The following is a 19,924-nucleotide window of genomic DNA, read 5'->3' as shown; positions in this document are numbered from 1 at the left end:
GTCTGGCCCGGCCATGGGTCCTCGCCACGAGGGCGAGGAAGGCGAAATCTGACTAGGGCTCTGAGAAGTTCTACCCCCCGCAGCTCTCGCGGATGATCAGGTCGGTCGGCACGCGCTCGGAGCGGCTGGCGCGCTCGCCGCTGTCCAGCAGCTTGGAGACCATCAGCCGGCCGGCCTTGGCGGTGTCCTGGGCGATGGTCGAGAGGGCGGGGCTGGCGTAGCGGCTGAACGGCACGTTGTCGAAACCCATCACCGAGACGTCGCCCGGAACCGACAGGCCCGCATGCTTCAGCGCCCGGATGGCGCCCAGGGCGATCAGGTCGGACGCGGCGACCACGCCGTCGAACTGGATGCCGTGATGGATCAGGCTGTCGACGGCGGCCTCGGCCGACTCGACCTCGAAGTGGGCGGGCACGATCAGGTCGGGATCGACGCCCAGCTTGGCTTGTTCCAGCGCTTCCAGATAGCCGCGGTGGCGGTGCATCGCTTCGGGCGCCTCGGTGTCGCCCAGGAAGACGATGCGCTTGCGGCCCAGGCGCGCCAGGTGGAGCGTCGCGCGGCGACCGCCCTGGATGTTGTCCGAGCCCACCGAGCAATAGGCCTGGTCCGGGAACTGCGCGCCCCAGACCACGAAGCGGGTCTCGGTCTCGGCCAGCCGGTTGAAGGCCGCGTGCAGCGAGCTCTGGCCCAGGAAGATCACCCCTTCGGCCCGGCTTGTGTTCATCGCCGCGGCCAGGTCCTCGAAATTGGCCGGCGCGATGTGGCTGAGGATGACGTCGCAGCCGCGCTCCTTGGCCGCCTCGCCGACGCCGGCCAGCAACTCGAGAAAGAACGGATCGGACATGCCGCTGTCGCGACCCTGCGGGCGGGGCGTGACCAGGGCGATGGTGGCCTCGGCGCCGATCGGGCCGGCCGGCATGTAGCGGCGGAACGGATAGTCCATCTCGCGCGCCAGCTTCCAGATCAGCTGCTTGGTGCGCTGGTTCACCGCCGGGCTGTCGTTCAGCGCCCGCGAGGCGGTGGAGATCGAAACCCCGGCCAGCTTGGCCAGGTCCTCAAGTCGTGTCGCGCCCCTGCTCACCTAACGCCCGTCCCTCAACGCTTCGTCGCAAACATTTCTGCAAAGTTTTTCATTGGCCATAAGGCCATGTTCGGCGAGATTTGCAACCGTCGCGCGGGCGAGGGTGATGCTCTCGGCTACACTGAAAAATCCTGCAAACTAATCACCTGAAAGGCGGGGGCTCAGCTAGCGGCCTTGGAGCGCTTAGGCGCAAATAATCGATAATTCCTTTGTTTCCCGTTGCAACGCGCTAGCGGTCATGTGCAAATGCGTCGCGCGCAGCTTGTGCAAAATATTGCGAAAACGGATCGGGCTCAACCGGTCGCGACGGGGCGGAGACGGATGGCCAGGCAGAGGCTGACTTTCCTGCAGATCTGGAACATGTGCTTTGGATTCTTCGGAATCCAGATCGGTTTCGGCCTGCAGAACGCCAACACCAGCCGCATCTTCCAGACCCTGGGCGTGGATGTGAACCACCTGGCGATCCTGTGGATCGCCGCGCCGGCCACGGGCCTCTTGATTCAGCCGATCATCGGCCATTTCAGCGACAAGACCTGGGGCCGCCTGGGCCGCCGGCGACCCTATTTCTTCTGGGGCGCGATCCTGACGACCTTGGGCCTCTTGGTCATGCCCAACTCGCCGACCCTGTGGGTCGCCGCGGCGGCGCTGTGGATCATGGACGCCTCGATCAACGTCACCATGGAGCCGTTCCGCGCCTTCGTCGGCGACAACCTGCCCGACGAGCAGCGGGCGACCGGCTACGCGATGCAGAGCTTCTTCATCGGCCTCGGCGCGGTGCTGGCCTCGGCCCTGCCTTGGATGCTGACCAACTGGTTCCACGTCGCCAACACCGCTCCGGCGGGCCAGATCCCCGACGCGGTGCGGATCGCCTTCTACGCCGGCGGGGCGGGGCTGTTGCTGGCGGTGATGTGGACGGTGTTCACGACCCGCGAATATCCGCCCGAGCAGTTGCGGGTCTTCGAGGTCGAGGAGGAGCGGGGCTTTGGCCCGCGCCAGGAGCCCGCCCCCTCGATCAACGCCTATATCGCCCTGGGCGTCGGCGGCGTGCTGGCCGGCCTGGCCCTGGCGGCGGTCGTCTGGCTGGCGCGCCTGGAGAAGGAGCTCTACGTCCTGGCGGGCCTGCTGCTGGCGTTCGGCGTGGCGGGCGTTGCGGGGGCGCGCTTCAAGCGGCTGGGCCGCACCGACAACGGCTTCTCCGAGGTGCTGGAGGACGTCTTCCGCATGCCCGTCACCATGCGCCAGCTGGCGGTGGTGCAGTTCTTCTCGTGGTTTGGCCTGTTCGCCATGTGGATCTACACGACGCCCGCCGTCGCGGCGGTCCACTTCCACGCCACCGACGCCGCCTCCAAGGCCTATAACGAGGGCGCGGACTGGGTGGGCGTGCTGTTCGCCGTCTACAATGGCGTCGCGGCCCTGGCGGCCCTTCTGATCCCGCTGATGGTCAAGGCGACCAGCCGCAAGGCCAGCCACGCCTTGTGCCTAACGCTGGGCGCGCTGGGCCTGCTGTCCTTCCTGCTGATCCGCCAGCCCGGTCTTTTGTGGATCGGCATGATCGGCGTCGGCTTCGCCTGGAGCTCGATCCTATCGGCCCCGTACTCGATCCTGGCCGGCGCCCTGCCGGCGCGGAAGATGGGCGTCTACATGGGCATCTTCAATTTCTTCATCGTCATTCCGCAGCTGCTGGCGGCGACGGTGCTGGGCCTGCTGCTGAAGACTTTCTTCGGCGGTCAGGCCATCTACGCGCTCGTCCTGGGCGCGGCTTCGCTGATCATCGCGGCCCTGGCGACCTTCGCGGTTCGCGACGCCCAGCCGGCCTGATCCCTTGCTTTCCCTTCAGCCTGACGAGGTCCTCGCCATGCGCCGCCTGAAACTTCTCGCCCTGGCCTCGGCCGCCACCGCCCTCGCCAGCGCGGCCCACGCCGCCGGGCCGGCCCCGACCTGGGCCTATTCGGCCAAGACCGGCGTCGGCGCGTCCTACGAGGCCTATGTCGACGGCGCCTACAAGACCGGCGGTCCGACGGGCGCGGTGTCCAAGGTCTGGTTCTCCATCGCGGATGGGGTGCTGACCGAGACCATGTACGGCCTGATCCACGAGGCCCAGATCAAGCAGATGCGCATCGCCGTCCAGACGCCCACGGGCCTTGCGGTCGAGGGCGCGGACACGATCGCCAAGACCGAATATCTGCACGTCGACGCCGCCGGCCGGCCGCTGTCGCCCGCCTACAAGATCACCACCACCGACAAGCAGGGTCGCTTCGTCATCGAGAAGCGGATCTTCACCGATCCCGACCGCGACAGCCTGTTCGTGCGGGTGATCGTCCGGGCGCTGAAGGGGCCCGTGACCCCGACCCTGGTGCTGGAGCCGCACATGGCCAACACCGGTGGCGGTGATACGGGCGCGGCCTCGCCGACGGCGCTGACCGCGCACGAGGGCAAGGCTTTCCTCAGCCTCAAGGGGAGCAAGCCCTTCGCCAAGGCCTCGGCCAGCGTGCTCGACAACGGCGACGCCCTGGCGGGGCTGAGGGCCACGACCGCCTCGGCCCCCTCCACCTCGGTGAAGGGCGCCATCGTCCTGACCGCCCAACTGCCGACCGTCGCCAAGGAAGCGACCTTCGACTTCGCGATCGGCTTTGGTCCCGACGCCAAGGCCGCCGACGCGACGGCCTCGGCCACGCTGAAGACCGGCTATGCCGAGGTGCTGGCCCGCTTCAACGGCGAGGGCGCGCGGGTGGGCTGGGAGGACTATCTGGCCTCGCTCTCGGAACTGCCCCGCCTGCGCGAGGCGTCGGAGGACGGCGGCAAGCTGCTCCAGGCCTCGGCCCTGATGCTGAAGGTCCAGGAGGACCGCACCCACGTCGGCGCCCTGATCGCCTCGCTGTCGAACCCGTGGGGCGACACGGTGGACGCCACCCAGTCCTCGACCGGCTACAAGGCCGTCTGGCCGCGCGACTTCTACCAGTGCGCCATGGCCCTGGCCGCCTTGGGCGACCAGCAGACCCCGCTGGCGGCCTTCCACTATCTGCCGACGGTGCAGGTTGGTCCGAAGACGCCCGGCAATACCGGGGCCGGCGGCTGGTTCCTGCAGAAGGCGCATGTGGACGGCACGCCGGAATGGGTCGGCGTCCAGCTGGACCAGACCGCCATGCCGATCATGCTGGGCTGGAAGCTGTGGAAGCTGGGCTGGCTGCCGCAGGCCGAGCTCAAGGCCTACTATGGGCGGATGCTGAAGCCCGCCGCCGACTTCCTGGTGAAGGGCGGCAAGGTGGGCCTGGGCTGGAACAGCGCCACCATCACCCCGCCGTTCACCCAGCAGGAGCGTTGGGAGGAGCAGGGCGGCTACTCGCCCTCGACGACCGCCGCCGTGATCGCGGGCCTGGTGGTCGCCGGCGACATCGCCGAGGCGGCCGGCGACAAGGCTTCGGCCGACCTCTACCGCAAGACCGCCGACGACTATTCGGCCAAGGTCGAGGCCCGGATGGTCACGACCAAAGGATCGTTCGGCGACGGCCACTACTATTTGCGCCTGAACAGCGACCAGGATCCTGACAACAAGAGCCCGGTCGAGGAACGCAACGGCCAGGCGGCCGTCCCCGAGGACAAGATGCTGGACGCCGGCTTTCTGGAGCTCGTCCGCTACGGCGTGCGCCGGGCCGACGATCCGGCCATCGTCGCCAGCCTGCCCAAGCTGGACGACCAGGCGATGGAGGACCTCTATCGCGTCCGCTACGACTTCACCTTCCCGGGCGAGACCGGAAGCTTCCCCGGCTGGCGGCGCTATGGCGTCGACGGCTATGGCGAGGACGTCGCCACCGGCGCCAACTACGGCGCGGGCGGCCAGATGCGCCCCGGCCAGCGCGGCCGGGTGTGGCCGATCTTCACCGGCGAACGCGGCCACTACGAACTGGCTCTGGCCGGCGTCTCTGGCAAGCCGGACGCGGCGGCCGTGAAGAAGATCCGGGCGACCTACGTCCGCGCCATGGAGCTGTTCGCCAATGACGGTCTCTTGATCCCCGAACAGGTCTGGGACGGCGTCGGCGCGGCCAGCCCGCATGGCTACGAGCGCGGGGAGGGAACCGACTCCGCCACGCCGCTCGCCTGGAGCCACGCCGAGTACGTCAAGCTGCTGCGCTCGGTCAGCGACGGTCAGGTGTGGGACAGCTACGCCCCGGTGAAGGCGCGTTTCGCGCGCTGAGGCCCAGTTCGGGGGCGCGGATTGTCAGAATCTTGCGCCCTTCAAACGTGGTTAACGGGCGATTCAGGAATCGATCGTCAAAGACAGGGTTAACAGCCATAGTTCTGGCCGGAGACCTTCGTTCATGTCCCGATCGACCATCGCCCGGAAGCTGATCCTCGCCACCGGACTGACGATGGGCGTGCTGCTGATCGCCGCCGCCGGCGGCGTGGCGCTGCAGGCTGGCGGCAGCCCCGGCGTGGCTTTGACCCTTCTGGCCGCCGGCGGGGTCTTCACCCTGGTCGTGCTGATCGCCCTGGCCATGACCGCCAAGGCGGTGGTCAAGAAGCCGCTGGGCGGTCTGTCGCGCTCGGTCGAGGCATTGAGCGCCGGTCGCTACGATCAGGCCGTGCACGGGACGGAAGGCAACGACGAGATCGGCGCGGTCGCTCGCGCTCTGGACGGCTTCCGTCACACCCTGGCCGACAGCGAGCGCCAGAAGGCCGAGCGTGAGGCCCAGTGGGCCGCGACCGCGGCCGAGCATCGCCGCCAGGCGCAACAGGCCGCCGAACAGGCCGACGCCTACGCCCGGGCTGAGGACGCTTTGGGCGAGGGGCTGGAGCGCCTGGCTGAGGGCGACCTGATCTGGCGCATGCGCGAGGATGCGTTCCAAGGCGACGCCGTCCAGATGCCGCGCGACTTCAACACCGCGGTCGAAACCCTGCAGGCGACCCTGTCCGGCATCCTGAGCGCGGCCCGCAACATCCGGGGCGGCTGCGTCGAGATGGGCGAGGCGGCCGAGGATCTGGCCCAACGCACCGAGCGTCAGGCCTCGGGCTTGGCCCAGACCGCCGCGTCGCTCGACCAGCTCACCGCCACCGTCAAGCGCAGCGCCGAGGGCGCCGAGCGGGCGCGCCAGGTGACGATCACCGCCAAGGCCGCCGCCGAGCGCAGCGGCGCGGTGGTCAACGAGGCGGTCGAGGCCATGGGCGGCATCGAGAAGTCCTCGCAGTCGATCACCCAGATCATCGGCGTCATTGACGAGATCGCCTTCCAGACCAACCTTCTGGCCTTGAACGCCGGGGTCGAGGCCGCCCGCGCGGGCGAGGCCGGCCGCGGCTTCGCCGTGGTGGCGCAGGAGGTTCGGGCTCTCGCCCAGCGCTCGGCCGACGCGGCCAAGGAGATCAAGGGCCTGATCACCGCCTCGACCGACCAGGTCGGCAAGGGCGTCAAGCTGGTCGGCGAGACCGGCGACACCCTGCGCGAGATCCTGGTCCAGGTGGCCGAGATCAACGAGCTGGTCGGCGACATCGCCGCCTCGTCCAAGGAGCAGGCCACGGGCCTGGCCGAGGTGAACCACGCCGTGAACCAGATGGACCAGGTGATCCAGCAGAACGCGGCCATGGTCCAGCAGTCGAGCGCCGCCAGCCGCGCCCTGGCCGACGAGGCCGCCGAGCTGGAGCGCCTGGTCGGTCGCTACCAGGTCGGCGCAGAGATCCACGAGATGCCCGCCCGCGTGGAGCGCCGCTCGGCCGCGCCGCCCCAGCGTCCGACCGTCGCCGCGCCCACCCGCGAGACCTTCCGTCAGCGCTACGTCCAGGGCTCCAGCGCCCTGAAGGTGGCGCCGAGCTCGCGCCCCGGGGAGTGGCAGGAGTTCTAGGGCGTTCGCGATTTGTCCCTTGCTCTTTGAGGGGCGAGCACGCACAGTCTCGACATGGCGACCTCGACCAACTCAGCGTCCCCCAAGGCGGGCAAGCCCGGCAGCCACGTGGCTGGCCGTAGCGCGGCCACCGGGCGGTTCGTGCTGAGCCCGGCGTCGAAGGGAAGCTCGATCACGATCCGCGAAGCCAGCCGGGTCGCCAGGGACGTCCAGAGCAAGAAGAAATAGCGCTTGGCCGCCAAGTCGGGGACATCGGCGGATGACGTCTTCATCAACTGCCCGTTCGACGACGCCTACAGGCCAACCTTCCGGGCTCTGATCTTCGCCATCTATGCCTGCGGTTTCCGGCCGCGGTCGGCGATGGAGCTGGACGACGGCGGCCAGACGCGCATCGACAAGCTGTACGGCCTGATCGGCGAGTGCCGATACGGCATCCACGACCTGTCGCGAACCGAGCTGGACGCCGCCCACCAACTGCCCCGGTTCAACATGCCTTTGGAGCTGGGCCTCTTCCTGGGCGCCAAGCGCTTCGGCGGCAAGGCGCAGAGCGCCAAACGACTCCTGATCCTGGACGTCGAGCGCTACCGCTATCAGCGCTTCATCTCCGACCTCGCCGGGATGGACATTCACGGCCATGGCGGCGACGCCATCGAGGCCTTGCGCAAGACCCGCGACTGGCTCGCCAACGTGTCGCGGCGCCAGCTGCCCAGCGCGGACCGGGTGGCGCGGCTGTTCCAGACCTTCACGGCGGACCTGCCGGCGCTCGCCGCCGACCTCGAGTTCGACCCCGCGAACATTCCCTATGTCGATTTCGAACGCATGATCGTCGGCTGGCTGCTGACGGCCGGACCGCCGGCGTAGAGGCGCTTTCGCCAGGGCCCAGGCCACTTCCCCCTCGCATCCCGCGCCGGCCGCGCTATATCCGCGCCATGGCCGAAGCGTTCAACGACATCACCCTCTCCGCCGACAAGGCGACCCGCTATGCGGAGGTCGCCGACGAGATCGCCTCCGTGCTGGACGGCGAGACCAACCTGACCGCCCGCATGGCGACGGTGGCCTCGATGCTGGCCAACAGTTTCGACCACTATTTCTGGACCGGCTTCTACGTCGTCGATCCGGCCAAGCCGCGTGAGCTGGTGGTCGGACCGTACCAGGGTACGCTGGGCTGCCTGCGCATCGCCTTCGGGCGCGGCGTCTGCGGCGCGGCCGCCGAGACCGGTCAGACCCAGCTGGTCCCCGACGTCCACGCGTTCCCCGGCCACATCGCCTGCGACAGCCGCTCGGCGAGCGAGGTCGTGGTTCCGGTGTTCGACCCGCAAGGCCAGTTGATCGCCGTGTTCGACGTCGACTCCGACAAGCCCGCCGCCTTCGACGAGACCGACCAGGCGTGGCTGGAAAAGATCCTCGAGGCGACGTTCGGCTGATGCGCGGCGCGCCCCGGCTTGCCCCGGCCATCGCTTTGGCCCACTGCTAAGGCGATGAGTAGGGCGGTTACGATCGAGCTGGGAGAAGGCGGCGTCCACGACGCCCGCGCCCTGCGCAACGCATTCGGATGCTTCACGACCGGCGTCACGGTGGTGACCACCATCGGTCTCGACGGCGGCCGCGTCGGCCTGACCGCCAACTCCTTCACCTCCGTCTCGCTGGACCCGCCGCTGGCCCTGATCTGCGTTGACCTGAAGTCGGCCAGCCTGCCGGCCCTGGACGCGGCCGGGCGCTTCGCCGTCAACGTCCTGCACGCCGAGCACCAGGCCCTGGCCCGCCAGTTCGTGCAGAAGGACGTCGACCGCTTCATCGGCGTCGAGACCGAGACCTGGCGCACCGGCGTCCCGATCCTGCCCGGCTGCATGGCCAATTTCGAGTGCGAGACGCATCTGGCCTTCGACGCCGGCGATCACCGGGTCTATGTCGGGCGCGTCGTCAAGCTGCGCTATGACCCGGATCACGAGCCGCTGGTCTATCTGCAGGGCCGCTTTCGGCGGGTGCATGTCGATGCGGAGTAGGGCGGCATAATTTCGCGCGGTACGGCCCGAGCTGGGGATGCTATTGACGCGCAAAACAAGCGTTAGGGAGCGCATCATGCGAGACATCGCCCATTTCGTGAACGGCCAGACCCTGGTCGGAACCTCCGGCCGCTACGGCGACGTCTTCAATCCCAACACTGGCGAGGTCCAGGCGCGCGTCCAGTTCGCGACCGACGCCGAACTCGACGCTGCGGTCCAGGTCGCCGCCAAGGCTCAAGTCGGCTGGGCCCAGACCAATCCCCAGCGCCGCGCCCGGGTGATGTTCGAGTTCAAGCGCCTGATCGAGCGCGACATGAACACCCTGGCCGAGATCCTGTCGTCCGAGCACGGCAAGGTCATCGCCGACGCCAAGGGCGACATCCAGCGGGGCCTGGAGGTCATCGAGTTCGCCTGCGGCATCCCCCACATCCTGAAGGGCGAATACACGGAGGGCGCCGGTCCCGGCATCGACGTCTATTCAATGCGCCAGCCGTTGGGCGTCTGCGCGGGCATCACCCCGTTCAACTTCCCGGCCATGATCCCGATGTGGATGTTCGGCATCAGCATCGCCGTCGGCAACAGCTTCATCTTGAAGCCGTCCGAGAAGGACCCGACGGTGCCGGTCAAGCTGGCCGAGCTGATGATGGAGGCCGGCGCGCCCGCCGGGGTGCTCAACGTCGTCCATGGCGACAAGAGCGCCGTCGACGCCATCCTGACCCACCCGCTGATCCGCGCGGTCAGCTTCGTCGGCAGCTCCGACATCGCCCACTATGTCTATCAGACGGGCACGGCGCACGGGAAACGCGTCCAGGCCATGGGCGGCGCCAAGAACCACGGGATCGTCCTGCCGGACGCGGACCTCGACCAGGTGGTCAAGGACCTGTCGGGCGCGGCCTTCGGCTCGGCCGGCGAGCGCTGCATGGCCCTGCCGGTCGTCGTGCCGGTCGGCAAGAAGACCGCCGACGACCTGCGCGAGCGGATGGTGGCCGAGATCGGGACCCTGAAGGTCGGCGTCTCCACCGATCCCGACGCCCACTACGGCCCGGTGGTCAGCGCCCAGCACCGCGCCAAGATCGCCGACTACATCCGCATCGGCCAGGAGGAGGGCGCCGAGCTGGTGGTCGATGGCCGCGACTTCAACCTGCAGGGCTTTGAGAAGGGCTTCTTCATCGGCCCGTCGCTGTTCGACGGCGTCAAGAAGGGCATGAAGACCTATCACGAGGAGATCTTCGGCCCGGTGCTGCAGATGGTTCGCGCCGAGACCATGGAAGAGGCCATGGCCTTGCCGTCCGAGCACCAGTACGGCAACGGCGTCGCCATCTTCACCCGCAACGGCCGCGCCGCCCGCGAGTTCGCCGCGAACGTCAATGTCGGCATGGTCGGCATCAATGTGCCGATCCCGGTGCCGGTGGCCTATCACACCTTCGGCGGCTGGAAGCGCTCGGCCTTCGGCGACACCAACCAGCACGGCGTCGAGGGCGTGAAGTTCTACACCAAGGTCAAGACGGTGACGGCCCGCTGGCCGGAAGGCGACGTGGCGGACAGCAGCTTCGTCATTCCGACGATGAAGTAGGATCTATTTCCGTGTCATCCCGGCCGCGCCGAAGGCGTGATCCGGGACCCAGGGGGTGACGGAACGCCGCGCGAGCCGCCCCTGGGTCCCGGCTCTCCGCTCCGCTACGGCCGGGATGACACGAGAATGGATGGGCTTAGAGGGAGCAATCCGCGATGAGCGGTCTCGCACGGCGATCCTTCCTGGCGCTCGGCGCCGCCGCCTTCGCTGCGCCTTCCGCGTTCGCGCTCTCCAGGTCCGAATGGGCGGCGATTGGCCAGTACGGCGACAAGGCCGGACCGCTGACGGTGTTCGAGAAGGACGGCTTCCTACAAATCGACGGGATGGGCCACGCCTCGGCGCGGCTGACGTCGAATAGCGGCCGCGGCTACGTCATCGCCGGCGGCGGCGAGCTGATCCTCGAGCCGGGGGCCGTGCGACTGAACGGGACGCGCCTGGCCTTCCACGACTTCGGCGCCGAGACGGAAGCCGCCATCCGCGCGGGCGTGCGGGCTGATCCGGAGGCGCTGCGCCGCCAAGCTCTGGCCGCGACGCCGCCAGTCGAGACGGGCGACTTCCTGCCGGCCGACCTCGTCGATCTGACCACCGTCGATCCGCGCATCCGCCTCGACATCCGCTATGCGGGCTCGAACAACTTCATGGGCATCCCGCTCTATGAGCGGGCGGCGGCCTACCTTCAGCGACCGGCGGCCCAGGCGCTGAAGCGCGCGCAGGACGCCCTGGCCGCCCAGGGCTATGGCCTGTTGATCCATGACGCCTATCGACCCTGGTTCGTCACCTGGATGTTCTGGGAGGCGACGCCCCCGGACGCCCGGATGTTCGTCGCCAACCCGGCCAAGGGCTCGCGCCACAACCGCGGTTGCGCGGTGGACCTGACGCTGTACGACCTGAAGACGGGAAAGGTCGTGGAGATGCCCAGTCGCTACGACGAGTTCTCCGGCCGCGCCCATGCCGACTTCGTGGGCGGGACGACGAAGCAGCGGGCGCTACGGGCGGTCCTGCGCGAGGCCATGACCGCCCAGGGTTTCGAGGTCTATGCCGAGGAGTGGTGGCACTTCGACTTCAAGGACTGGCGGCGGTATCCGATCGGGACGAAGACGTTCACGGAACTGGCGAGCGGCGCAGTTTGAACCCCTCTCTCATGGAGAGAGGGAGGGGCCCGCGCCGCAGGCGTGGGAGGGTGAGAGGGTAGGCGAAGCCCTCAGACGTCTTTGCATCACGCCGATGGCAATGTGCCGGCGCTCCGGCTGGCGGCGTAACCACTCACCCTCCCAAGCTTCGCTTGGGCCCCTCCCTCTCTCTAAGAGAGAGGGATTTTGCGAGCGCCAGCGCGTCCCAGGTCGCCGCGCCGAAGCGGGTGTTGTCGAAGACGCACCAGGGCTCGGATTCTCCGTGCAATCGCGTCGCCAAGCCATCCAGCGCCTCAGGCTCATAGGCGCTGGCGTACATCACTGGCGAGCCGTGAAGGCGGTGGTAGCTCAGACCGCGCCAGCCGCCGGGTTCCGCCGCGACAGGAACGACCGCCGGATCGGCCGCCACGCGGGCGACGTGGCGCGCGACGAGCAAGCCATCCGCTTCCGCCTCGAACCAACTGGCGTGACGGGGCTCCAGCACGGTCGGCGCGTCGGTGCGAGCACGCCAGATCTCCAGGAACGCCGCGACCCGTTCGGCCTCGAACGCCAGGCTGGGCGGCAGTTGGATCAGCAGCGGGCCACGCTTGGCGCCCAGGCCGTCGGTCTCGTCCAGAAACCGCGCCAGGAGGTCGTCGACGCCCACCAGCCGACGCTCGTGGGTGATCGCCTGGGGAACCTTGACCGCGAACCGGAAGTCCTCCGGCGTCGAGGCCGCCCAGCGCTCGTAGGTCTTGCGCTGATGTGGTCGATAGAACGACGTGTTGATCTCGACCGCGTTGAACCGTGCGGCGTAGCGCTCCAGCACCGTCCCCTCGGCGGGAAAGGCTTCGCCCGCGCGATAGAGGCTCCAGCCGGCCGTGCCGATGCGGATGGTCATGCTCCATCAGCGCACAAGCTTGCGACAGGTTCAGGCGCGCGGCCGCCATTCGAGCACATCGGCGCTGTGGCCGACCCCGACCTTGGCGCACATGGCCTTCAGTGGACACGCCCCGCACTTTGGGCCCTCGTGCGGGCACAGCATCTGGCCCAGACCGCGCTTCATCAGCCAGTGCAGCTCGAAGAGGTCGTCGGCGGTCCAGGCGTCTGGCGCGAGCGCCATCAGGGCGTGGTAGCTGTGGGTCGTATCGCCCGCGCCGACCAGGCCGATGCGCTTGGCGACCCGGTCGACATGGCTGTCGACGACCAGGGCCCTCATGGCGAGGTCGCTGAAGTTCAGCACGCAGGCGGCGACCTTGACCCCGACGCCAGGCAGGGCCTGCAGCTCCCACCGCGCTTGGTCGACCGTGAGGGTCTTCAGGTGGTTCAGCGACAGCCAGCCGACCTTGTCGCGCACCATCTTCAAGGCGGTGGTCAGGTGGCGAGCCTTGTCGGCGGGGAAGGTGACGTCCTCGATGATCCGTGTCACGGCGGCGACCGGGGCGTCGGCCAGGTCGTCCCACGACTTGAACGCGGCCCGCAGCCGCAGGAAGGCGGCCCAGGAGACGGCGTCCAGGGTGCGGCTGCTGATCGACGACTTCACCAGCTGCGAGATCGGATCCATCCGCGTGACCGGCCGCTGCGGACCAAATTCGCAGAGCAGGGCGTCGCGCACGCCTTCGAGCGGGGAGCGGGCGAGGCTTAGGGACAACTGCATGGGATATCGCCGCGCGAGAACATAATGGGAACATTATGCATGGTGTGAGCGGTTGTCCACAGGCTTGAACTCACCCCGCCTCCCTAGGCCTTGTGCCTAGGGCCCAGCGTTCAGCGCTTTGCTGTCTTTGTCGTGAGCACGCCTACGCCCACGGCGGGCGTCCGTCTGCGTTGAGCCTGGCGGCGTCATGGGTCCTCGCCACAAGGGCGAGGAAGGCGGGTTTTCGGGAGGGCTTGGAGGAAAGCTGTCCTACCGCCCGTACCGCCCCCACAGCGCCGTGATCCGGCGGCGCAGGCGCTGGAACGTCACCCGCACGGGCGTCGGGGCGGGGGCGGGGGTCGGGTGGTCCTCTTCCGAGAGCTCGACCCCGGCGAAGCGGGCGATCAGGTCGCGCAGGGCCGGCTCCTGAACGGCGAGGGCCGCCTCGACCGGCGTCATCCACTGCAGGGTGCGCTGGCCCTTCTCGGGCCAGGTCTCGTGCTCGCCGGTGACCTGCAGCGGGAAGACGTCGACCTTGACCAGCTTGGCCGCGCCGCTCTTCAGGCGCTTGAGGTACTCGTATTCGCCGATCGGCTTGTCGGCGATCACCCCGTCGAGGCCCGCTTCCTCATAGGCCTCCTGGGCGGCGGCGGCGAAGTCCGACTTGCCCTTCATCGGCCAGCCCTTGGGGATCACCCAGCGGCGGGTCTCGCGCGAGGAGACCAGCAGGATGCGCATGGCTTGGCCCTCGCCGCGCCAGGGCAGGGCGGCGACCTGGCGGCGTTTGCCGCCGCCGCCGGACTTGCGTCCTTCCTGCTTGCCTCGCGAGGCGGTCACGTCATCCAGAACCCGAGATAGTAGAACAGCGCCGCCGTCAGGGCCGCCGCCGGCAAGGTGACGATCCAGGCGATGACGATGTCCTTGGCCACGCCCCAGCGCACCGCCGAGGCCCGGCGCGAGGCGCCGACGCCGACAATAGCGCCCGTGATCGTGTGAGTCGTCGAGACTGGAATCCCAAGATGGGTAAAGAAGAACAGGGTGATGGCCCCGCCCGTCTCGGCGCAGAAGCCCTGCATCGGGGTCAGGCGGGTGATCTTGCTGCCCATGGTGTGGACGATGCGCCAGCCGCCGAACAGGGTGCCCAGCGCCATGGCCGTCTGGCAGGCCAGGATCACCCAGAGCGGGATGTGGCCGGCCTGGTGGGTAGCGCCGTGGGCGAACAGGAGGGCGGCGATGATGCCCATGGTCTTCTGGGCGTCGTTGCCGCCGTGGCCCAGGCTGTAGGCGGCGGCCGAGACGAACTGCAGCTTGCGGAAGATCCGGTCGGCGAAGAACGGCGAGCTCTTCAGGAACGTCCACGAGACGACCAGCACCAGCAGCAGGGCCAGGAAGAAGCCCAGGGTGGGGGAGACCACGATCGCGGCGGCGGTCTTGGACAGGCCCGCCCACTGGATGGCGCCGATGCCGCCGACCTTGGCGATGGCCGCGCCGACCAGGCCGCCGATCAGGGCGTGCGAGCTGGACGAGGGGATGCCGGCCCACCAGGTCAGCAGGTTCCAGCTGATCGCCCCGCCCAGCGCGCCGAAGATCAGCCGGTCGCTGACGATATGCGGATCGATGATCCCCGAGCCGACCATCTTCGCCACGCCCGTGCCGAAGAACATGAAGGCGATAAAGTTGAAGAAGGCCGCCCACAGCACCGCCCACTTCGCCGACAGCACGCGCGTCGAGACGATGGTGGCGATAGAGTTGGCGGCGTCGTGCAGGCCGTTGAGGAAGTCGAACGCCAGGGCGACGACGACCAGGAAGCCCAGGATCAGGAGCGTGGGGTCCACGGGACTCTAGACCTGCTCGACGACGATGCCGCTGATGCGGTTGGCGACGTCCTCGAAGCGGTCCATGACCTTCTCGAGGTGGCTGTAGATGTCGATGCCGACGATGAAAGCCATGGCGTCACCGTTCCGGCTGGCCAGGAACAGGTCCTTTCGGCCCTGGTCGTACATGTGGTCGGACTGCTCCTCGATCTCGCGAATGCGCACGGAGATCTCGCCCAGCTTGTGGGCGTTCTGGCGCATCTTGGGCAGCAGGGCGACGGCTTCCGCCGTGAGTTTGGCGGCCTCGACGATGACGCCCGCCATCTCCTTCATCTGCGGCTCGAAGCTCTTGACCTCGAACAGGCTGACGACCTTGGCGGTCTTGCGCATCTGGTCGATGGCGTCGTCCAGCGAGGTGGTCAGGTCCTGGATGTCGCTGCGGTCGAAGGGGGTGATGAAGCTGCGGCGCACGGCCAGCATCACCTGGCGGGTGATGTCGTCGGCCTCTTCCTCGTGCCGGTAGACCCTGGCGCTGGCTTCCTCGACGGCGTCGCCGCCCTCGGTCATGTCGCGCAGCGCCTCGGCGCCGTCGATCAGCGTGCGGGCGTGAGCGGAGAACAGGTCGAAGAACGCGTCTTCCTTCGGCATGACGGCCTTGAACAAGCCCAGCATGGTGTCGGTCTTTCCTTGCGAGATCGCGTTCGTCCGTGGTCGGATCGCCGCGCGGCGCACCGGAACCACGGAAGGATTTGGCCGTCAAATCCTATCTGTGAAACTTATGTGACAGTTCTCGCGCGAACGACGCGATTGAGGCAGGATCGCTCCACCTTAGGGAAGGAGACGCCGATGGCCTTCACGCTGACCGTCAATGGGGAGCGGCGCGTCGCCGACGTGGACGGCGACACGCCGCTGCTGTGGGTGCTGCGCGACACGCTGGGCCTCGTCGGCGCCAAGTTCGGCTGCGGCGCGGCGCTCTGCGGCGCGTGCACGGTGCATCTGGACGGCGAGGCCATCCGGTCCTGCGTGACTCCGATCAGCGAGATCGGGGCTAGGAAGGTCACCACCATCGAGGGGATCGGCAAGACGCCGGTCGGCGCCAAGGTCCAGGAGGCCTGGAAGGCGATCGACGTGCCCCAGTGCGGCTACTGCCAGGCCGGCCAGATCATGTCGGCCTCGGCGCTGCTGGCCAGCAAGCCCAAGCCCACCGACGCGGACATCGACGAAGCGATGAACGGCAACCTCTGCCGCTGCGCGACCTACATCCGCATCAAGAAGGCGATCAAGGTCGCCGCCGGCCAGGAGAAGGCGTGATGGACGGCGAGATCCTGCGCGACCCGACCCGTCGCTTCGTGCTGCAGAGCGGCGCGGCCGTCGGCGGCGGCCTGCTGCTGAGCTTCACCATGACCGCCGAGGGCCATGCGGCTGGCGCTGCCCAGGTCAACGCCTATGTCCGCATCGCGCCGGACGGCAAGGTCACCATCGCCTCCAAGGTCCCGGAGGTGGGGCAGGGGATCAAGACCTCACTGCCGATGCTGATCGCCGAGGAGATGGATGTCGACTGGTCGGCCGTGACGGTCGAGCAGGCCATCGCCGACAGCAAGATCTACGGCCGCCAGGTCGCCGGTGGCAGCATGGCCACCACCCTGGAATACGACGGCCTGCGCCGGGTCGGCGCCAGCGTCCGGGCGCTGCTGATCCAGGCCGCCGCGACGCGCTGGAGCGTCCCCGCCGACAGCCTCTCGACCGAGCCCGGCGTCGTCGTCCACGCCGCCAGCAAGCGTCGCGCGTCGTACGGCGAGCTGGCCGCCGACGCCGCCAAGCTGACCCCTCCCGATCCCAAGGGCCTGGCCCTCAAGGACCCCAAGGCCTTCCGGATCATCGGCCAAAGCCACAAGAGCCAGAACCTCGACGCCATCACCACGGGCGCGCCGACCTTCGGGATCGACATGCGCCTGCCGGGCATGCTGTACGCGACCTTCGCCAAGGCCCCGACCTATGGCGCCAAGGTCGCCAGCGTCGATCTCGTCCCCGCCAAGGCGGTCAAGGGCGTCAAGGACGCCTTCGTCGTCGAGGGCGGCGACAACCTGCAGAGCATCGTACCCGGCGTGGCGGTCGTGGCCGACAGCTGGTGGGCGGCGCGCAAGGGCCGCGAGGCGCTGGATATCAAGTGGGCCGACCACCCGACGTCGGCCCAGAGCAGCAAGGGTTTCGAAGCGAAAGCCGCCGAGCTCGCCAAGGCCCCGCCGCACCGCACCGCCTACCATGACGGCGACGTCGACGCGGCGCTGAAGGGCGCGGCCAAGACGGTCAGCGCCGCCTACAGCTATCCGTTCCTGGCCCACGCGCCGATGGAGCCGCAGAACTGCACGGCCCAGGTCAAGGACGGGAAGGTGGAGATCTGGGCGCCGACCCAGAACCCCGAGGCCGGCCGCGCCCTGGTCGCCAAGGCGCTGAACGTCGATCCCTCGGCGATCACGATCCACCTGATCCGCTGTGGCGGCGGTTTCGGTCGACGGCTGATGAACGACTACATGGTCGAGGCCGCCGTGATCGCCTCGAAAGTCGCCGCGCCGGTCAAGCTGGTCTGGACCCGCGAGGAGGACATCCAGCACGACTTCTACCGGCCCGCCGGCTGGCACAACCTGACCGCCGGCCTCGACGCCAACGGCGCGGTGGTGGCCTGGAAGGACCACTTCGTCACCTTCGGCGAGGGCGAGACCTTCAACACCTCGGCCGGCATGAACTCGACCCAGTTCCCGTGCCGGGCCGTGGCCAACTACCGCCACGACATCTCGGTCATGCCGCTGGGCTTCCCGACCGGCTATCTGCGCGCGCCGGGCAACAACGCCTTCGGCTTCGTGATCCAGAGCTTCACCGACGAGCTGGCCCTCGCCGCGGGCAAGGACCCTATCGCCTTCCGCCGCGAGATGCTGGGCGCGCCGCGCCTGCTGGGCGAGCCGGGCAAGGGCGACAGCTTCCACACTGGTCGCATGCGCGACGTCCTCGACCTGGCCGCCGAGATGTCGGGCTGGGGCCGCAAGGTTCCCAAGGGCACGGGCCTGGGCGTGGCCTGTCACTACAGTCACCTGGGTTATGTGGCGGTGGTCATCCAGGCCAGCGTCAAGGGCGGCGCGATCAAGGTCGACAAGGCCTGGGCCGCCGTCGATTGCGGCCGCCAGATCGTCAATCCGGCGGGCGCCGAGCAGCAGGTCCAGGGCTCGGTCCTCGACGCGATCGGAAGCGCCCTCTACCAGGGCATGACCTTCGAGAACGGCGCGGCGGTCAACAGCAACTTCGGCGACTTCCCGCTGCTGCGCATCGCCGACGCCCCGCCGGTCGAGGTGCGTTTCAAGCTGTCGGACAACAACCCGACGGGGCTGGGCGAGCCGGCCTATCCGCCGACCCCGGCGGCGCTATGCAACGCCCTGTTCGCCGCCACCGGCAAGCGCATCCGCAGCCTGCCGATCGGCGACCAACTGGCTTGAAATCCTTAGGCTTGCTAGGAACGGGGCGTTCCCCCGTTCCTAGCTGAGCCGCGCCATGTCCCAGGTCACCGTCGTCAATCATCCGCTCGTCCAGCACAAGCTGACCCGGATGCGGGACAGGTCGACCTCGACCAAGACCTTCCGCGCCCTGATGCGCGAGACGGCGACCCTGCTCTGCTACGAGGTCACCCGCGACCTGCCGATGGACAAGGTCCAGATCGAGACGCCGGTCGCCAAGGCCACGGCCTATGAGATCGCCGGCAAGAAGCTGGTCTTCGCCCCGATCCTGCGGGCGGGCCTGGGGATGTGCGAGGGGATGCTGGACCTGGTTCCGTCAGCCCGCGTGGCCCACATCGGCCTCTATCGCGACCACGAGACGCTGGAAGCGATCGAGTACTACTTCAAGGCGCCGGAGGACATTTCGGGCCGCCTGGTGATCGTGGTCGATCCGATGCTCGCCACCGGCCATTCGGCCATCGCCGCGATCTCGCGCCTGAAGCACTACGGCGTCACCAACCTGCGCTTCGTCTGCCTGCTGGCCGCCCAGGCCGGGGTCGACGCCCTGCGCGAGGCCCACCCCGACGTGCCGATCTGGACGGCGGCGATCGACGAGAAGCTCAACGAGCACGGCTACATCGTGCCGGGCCTGGGCGACGCCGGCGACCGCACGTTCGGGACGCGGTAAGGGCGGCCTCAGACCGCCATGCTGTCGTAGACCACGACCTTGCTCCAGAGGTGGCCGCAGTCGGCGACGAACTTCTGGTGCAGCGGGTGGTCCTGATAGCGCTTCTGGTCCTCGACGCTCTTGAAGACCATCAGCTCGGAGACGTCGTAGCTGTTGTCGACCACGTCGCGCTTCTCGGTCGAGGCGGGCACGCCGACGTGCAACTGCTGGATGACGTCGATCGCCTTCAGCGCCTTCAGGCCCGCGATCAGTTTCTCGCGATCGGCCTGGGCGCCGGGGTTCTTGAGCCAGAAGAAGACCTGGTGGAACAGGAGCGGGGCGTCGATCGCGGCGCTCGCGGGCGTGGCCAGGGCGGCGCCGGCCGCCAGGCCGCCGGAGAGCAGGACGCGGCGGTCGAAAGGCGGCATGGGCGGGATTCTCCTCTGTTCGCCGTCGACCGTCCACGGTCGGTGCGATCCTTAAATCTCTTGGAGGCTGCAGCGTGCAGGACTGATCAGGTCAGTCAAGGACGACGCTGCGCGTCGCCGCGGCGCGGTCGCCGGAGGCGATCCTTGAGTGACCTGATCAGCCCTGCGATCGTCTCGCCGTGAGATGTAAGGATGGCTCCCGTCTCGGGGGACGGGGTTCCTGATGGGCGAGGGCGCGCATTCCATGATCCTCCCCCGCGATGCGGGGGAGGTGGCCCAGAGGGCCGGAGGGGGCCAGCT

18 protein-coding genes and 2 pseudogenes are annotated in these 19,924 nt (G+C 68.5%); 12 read left to right on the top strand and 8 right to left on the bottom strand.

The window, feature by feature from the left end; genetic code table 11:
• Positions 1–70: 70 nt before the first annotated feature.
• Entirely contained in the window at positions 71–1,081 is a 1,011-nt protein-coding gene (locus Q0379_RS22080; RefSeq protein WP_013080033.1) for a LacI family DNA-binding transcriptional regulator, read from the bottom strand.
• A gap of 321 nt (positions 1,082–1,402) precedes the next feature.
• Here Q0379_RS22080 and Q0379_RS22075 point away from each other — a divergent pair, with 321 nt between their 5' ends.
• The 8 genes and pseudogenes from Q0379_RS22075 to Q0379_RS22040 all read left to right on the top strand — a co-directional run bounded on the left by Q0379_RS22075 (position 1,403) and on the right by Q0379_RS22040 (position 10,488).
• Entirely contained in the window at positions 1,403–2,899 is a 1,497-nt protein-coding gene (locus tag Q0379_RS22075; RefSeq protein ID WP_299016789.1) for an MFS transporter, read from the top strand.
• Positions 2,900–2,936: 37 nt separating this feature from the next.
• Positions 2,937–5,273: a glucan 1,4-alpha-glucosidase gene (locus Q0379_RS22070; protein WP_299016787.1), complete on the top strand. Its 2,337-nt coding sequence runs from the start codon at positions 2,937–2,939 to the stop codon at positions 5,271–5,273.
• Positions 5,274–5,511: 238 nt separating this feature from the next.
• Positions 5,512–6,912: pseudogene (locus Q0379_RS22065) on the top strand (HAMP domain-containing methyl-accepting chemotaxis protein); the annotation flags it as partial.
• Positions 6,913–6,966: 54 nt separating this feature from the next.
• A complete protein-coding gene (locus tag Q0379_RS22060; RefSeq protein ID WP_299016784.1) occupies positions 6,967–7,140 on the top strand; it encodes a hypothetical protein in 174 nt (57 codons plus the stop codon).
• Between the two features lie 3 nt (positions 7,141–7,143).
• The gene (locus Q0379_RS22055; RefSeq protein WP_299016781.1) at positions 7,144–7,773 is read left to right on the top strand and encodes a hypothetical protein; all 630 of its coding nucleotides are present in this window, start codon (positions 7,144–7,146) and stop codon (positions 7,771–7,773) included.
• A 68-nt stretch (positions 7,774–7,841) separates the two neighbouring features.
• Positions 7,842–8,336, top strand: a complete 495-nt coding sequence (locus Q0379_RS22050; protein WP_299016778.1) for a GAF domain-containing protein — start codon at positions 7,842–7,844, stop codon at positions 8,334–8,336.
• 54 nt (positions 8,337–8,390) lie between these two features.
• Entirely contained in the window at positions 8,391–8,915 is a 525-nt protein-coding gene (locus Q0379_RS22045; protein WP_299016776.1) for a flavin reductase family protein, read from the top strand.
• Positions 8,916–8,991: 76 nt separating this feature from the next.
• Entirely contained in the window at positions 8,992–10,488 is a 1,497-nt protein-coding gene (locus tag Q0379_RS22040) for a CoA-acylating methylmalonate-semialdehyde dehydrogenase (RefSeq protein WP_299016774.1), read from the top strand.
• On the opposite strand, the pseudogene Q0379_RS22035 reads toward Q0379_RS22040, so the two are convergent.
• A pseudogene (locus Q0379_RS22035) lies at positions 10,469–10,612 on the bottom strand (hypothetical protein); the annotation flags it as partial. The gene Q0379_RS22040 and the pseudogene Q0379_RS22035 sit on opposite strands and share 20 nt — an antisense overlap.
• Before the next feature lie 31 nt (positions 10,613–10,643).
• Between Q0379_RS22035 and Q0379_RS22030 the strand changes: the two are divergent.
• Positions 10,644–11,618 (top strand): M15 family metallopeptidase, encoded by a 975-nt coding sequence (locus Q0379_RS22030; RefSeq protein WP_299016772.1) that lies wholly within the window; start codon positions 10,644–10,646, stop codon positions 11,616–11,618.
• 133 nt (positions 11,619–11,751) lie between these two features.
• On the opposite strand, the gene Q0379_RS22025 is transcribed toward Q0379_RS22030, so the two are convergent.
• The 5 genes from Q0379_RS22025 to Q0379_RS22005 all read right to left on the bottom strand — a co-directional run bounded on the left by Q0379_RS22025 (position 11,752) and on the right by Q0379_RS22005 (position 15,719).
• Positions 11,752–12,498 (bottom strand): DUF72 domain-containing protein, encoded by a 747-nt coding sequence (locus Q0379_RS22025; RefSeq protein ID WP_299016770.1) that lies wholly within the window; start codon positions 12,496–12,498, stop codon positions 11,752–11,754.
• A 30-nt stretch (positions 12,499–12,528) separates the two neighbouring features.
• Positions 12,529–13,254 (bottom strand): endonuclease III, encoded by a 726-nt coding sequence (locus Q0379_RS22020; RefSeq protein WP_299016768.1) that lies wholly within the window; start codon positions 13,252–13,254, stop codon positions 12,529–12,531.
• Positions 13,255–13,503: 249 nt separating this feature from the next.
• On the bottom strand, positions 13,504–14,079 hold the full coding sequence (locus tag Q0379_RS22015) for an NUDIX hydrolase (RefSeq protein ID WP_299016907.1): 576 nt from the start codon (positions 14,077–14,079) through the stop codon (positions 13,504–13,506).
• Entirely contained in the window at positions 14,067–15,068 is a 1,002-nt protein-coding gene (locus Q0379_RS22010; protein ID WP_299016765.1) for an inorganic phosphate transporter, read from the bottom strand. The genes Q0379_RS22015 and Q0379_RS22010 overlap by 13 nt, the downstream gene beginning before the upstream one ends.
• Before the next feature lie 6 nt (positions 15,069–15,074).
• Entirely contained in the window at positions 15,075–15,719 is a 645-nt protein-coding gene (locus Q0379_RS22005; RefSeq protein ID WP_299016762.1) for a DUF47 domain-containing protein, read from the bottom strand.
• A 174-nt stretch (positions 15,720–15,893) separates the two neighbouring features.
• Here Q0379_RS22005 and Q0379_RS22000 point away from each other — a divergent pair, with 174 nt between their 5' ends.
• From Q0379_RS22000 to upp, 3 genes are read left to right on the top strand one after another with little or no spacing between them, the layout of a single operon-like run.
• On the top strand, positions 15,894–16,358 hold the full coding sequence (locus tag Q0379_RS22000; protein ID WP_299016759.1) for a (2Fe-2S)-binding protein: 465 nt from the start codon (positions 15,894–15,896) through the stop codon (positions 16,356–16,358).
• Complete coding sequence (locus tag Q0379_RS21995) at positions 16,358–18,532, top strand: xanthine dehydrogenase family protein molybdopterin-binding subunit (RefSeq protein ID WP_299016758.1); 2,175 nt, start codon at positions 16,358–16,360, stop codon at positions 18,530–18,532. Before Q0379_RS22000 ends, Q0379_RS21995 begins: the two co-directional genes overlap by 1 nt.
• A 55-nt stretch (positions 18,533–18,587) precedes the next feature.
• Positions 18,588–19,217 carry a uracil phosphoribosyltransferase gene (gene upp / locus Q0379_RS21990; RefSeq protein WP_299016757.1) on the top strand — a complete coding sequence of 210 codons (630 nt, stop codon included), beginning with the start codon at positions 18,588–18,590 and terminating at the stop codon, positions 19,215–19,217.
• An 8-nt stretch (positions 19,218–19,225) separates the two neighbouring features.
• Here the strand turns inward: upp and Q0379_RS21985 are convergent, their stop codons facing one another.
• On the bottom strand, positions 19,226–19,624 hold the full coding sequence (locus tag Q0379_RS21985; protein ID WP_299016755.1) for a Dabb family protein: 399 nt from the start codon (positions 19,622–19,624) through the stop codon (positions 19,226–19,228).
• Positions 19,625–19,924: the final 300 nt, after the last annotated feature.

Source organism: uncultured Caulobacter sp. (assembly GCF_937900395.1).
GTDB lineage: Bacteria > Pseudomonadota > Alphaproteobacteria > Caulobacterales > Caulobacteraceae > Caulobacter.
This window is presented reverse-complemented; position numbering and strand designations above follow the sequence as displayed.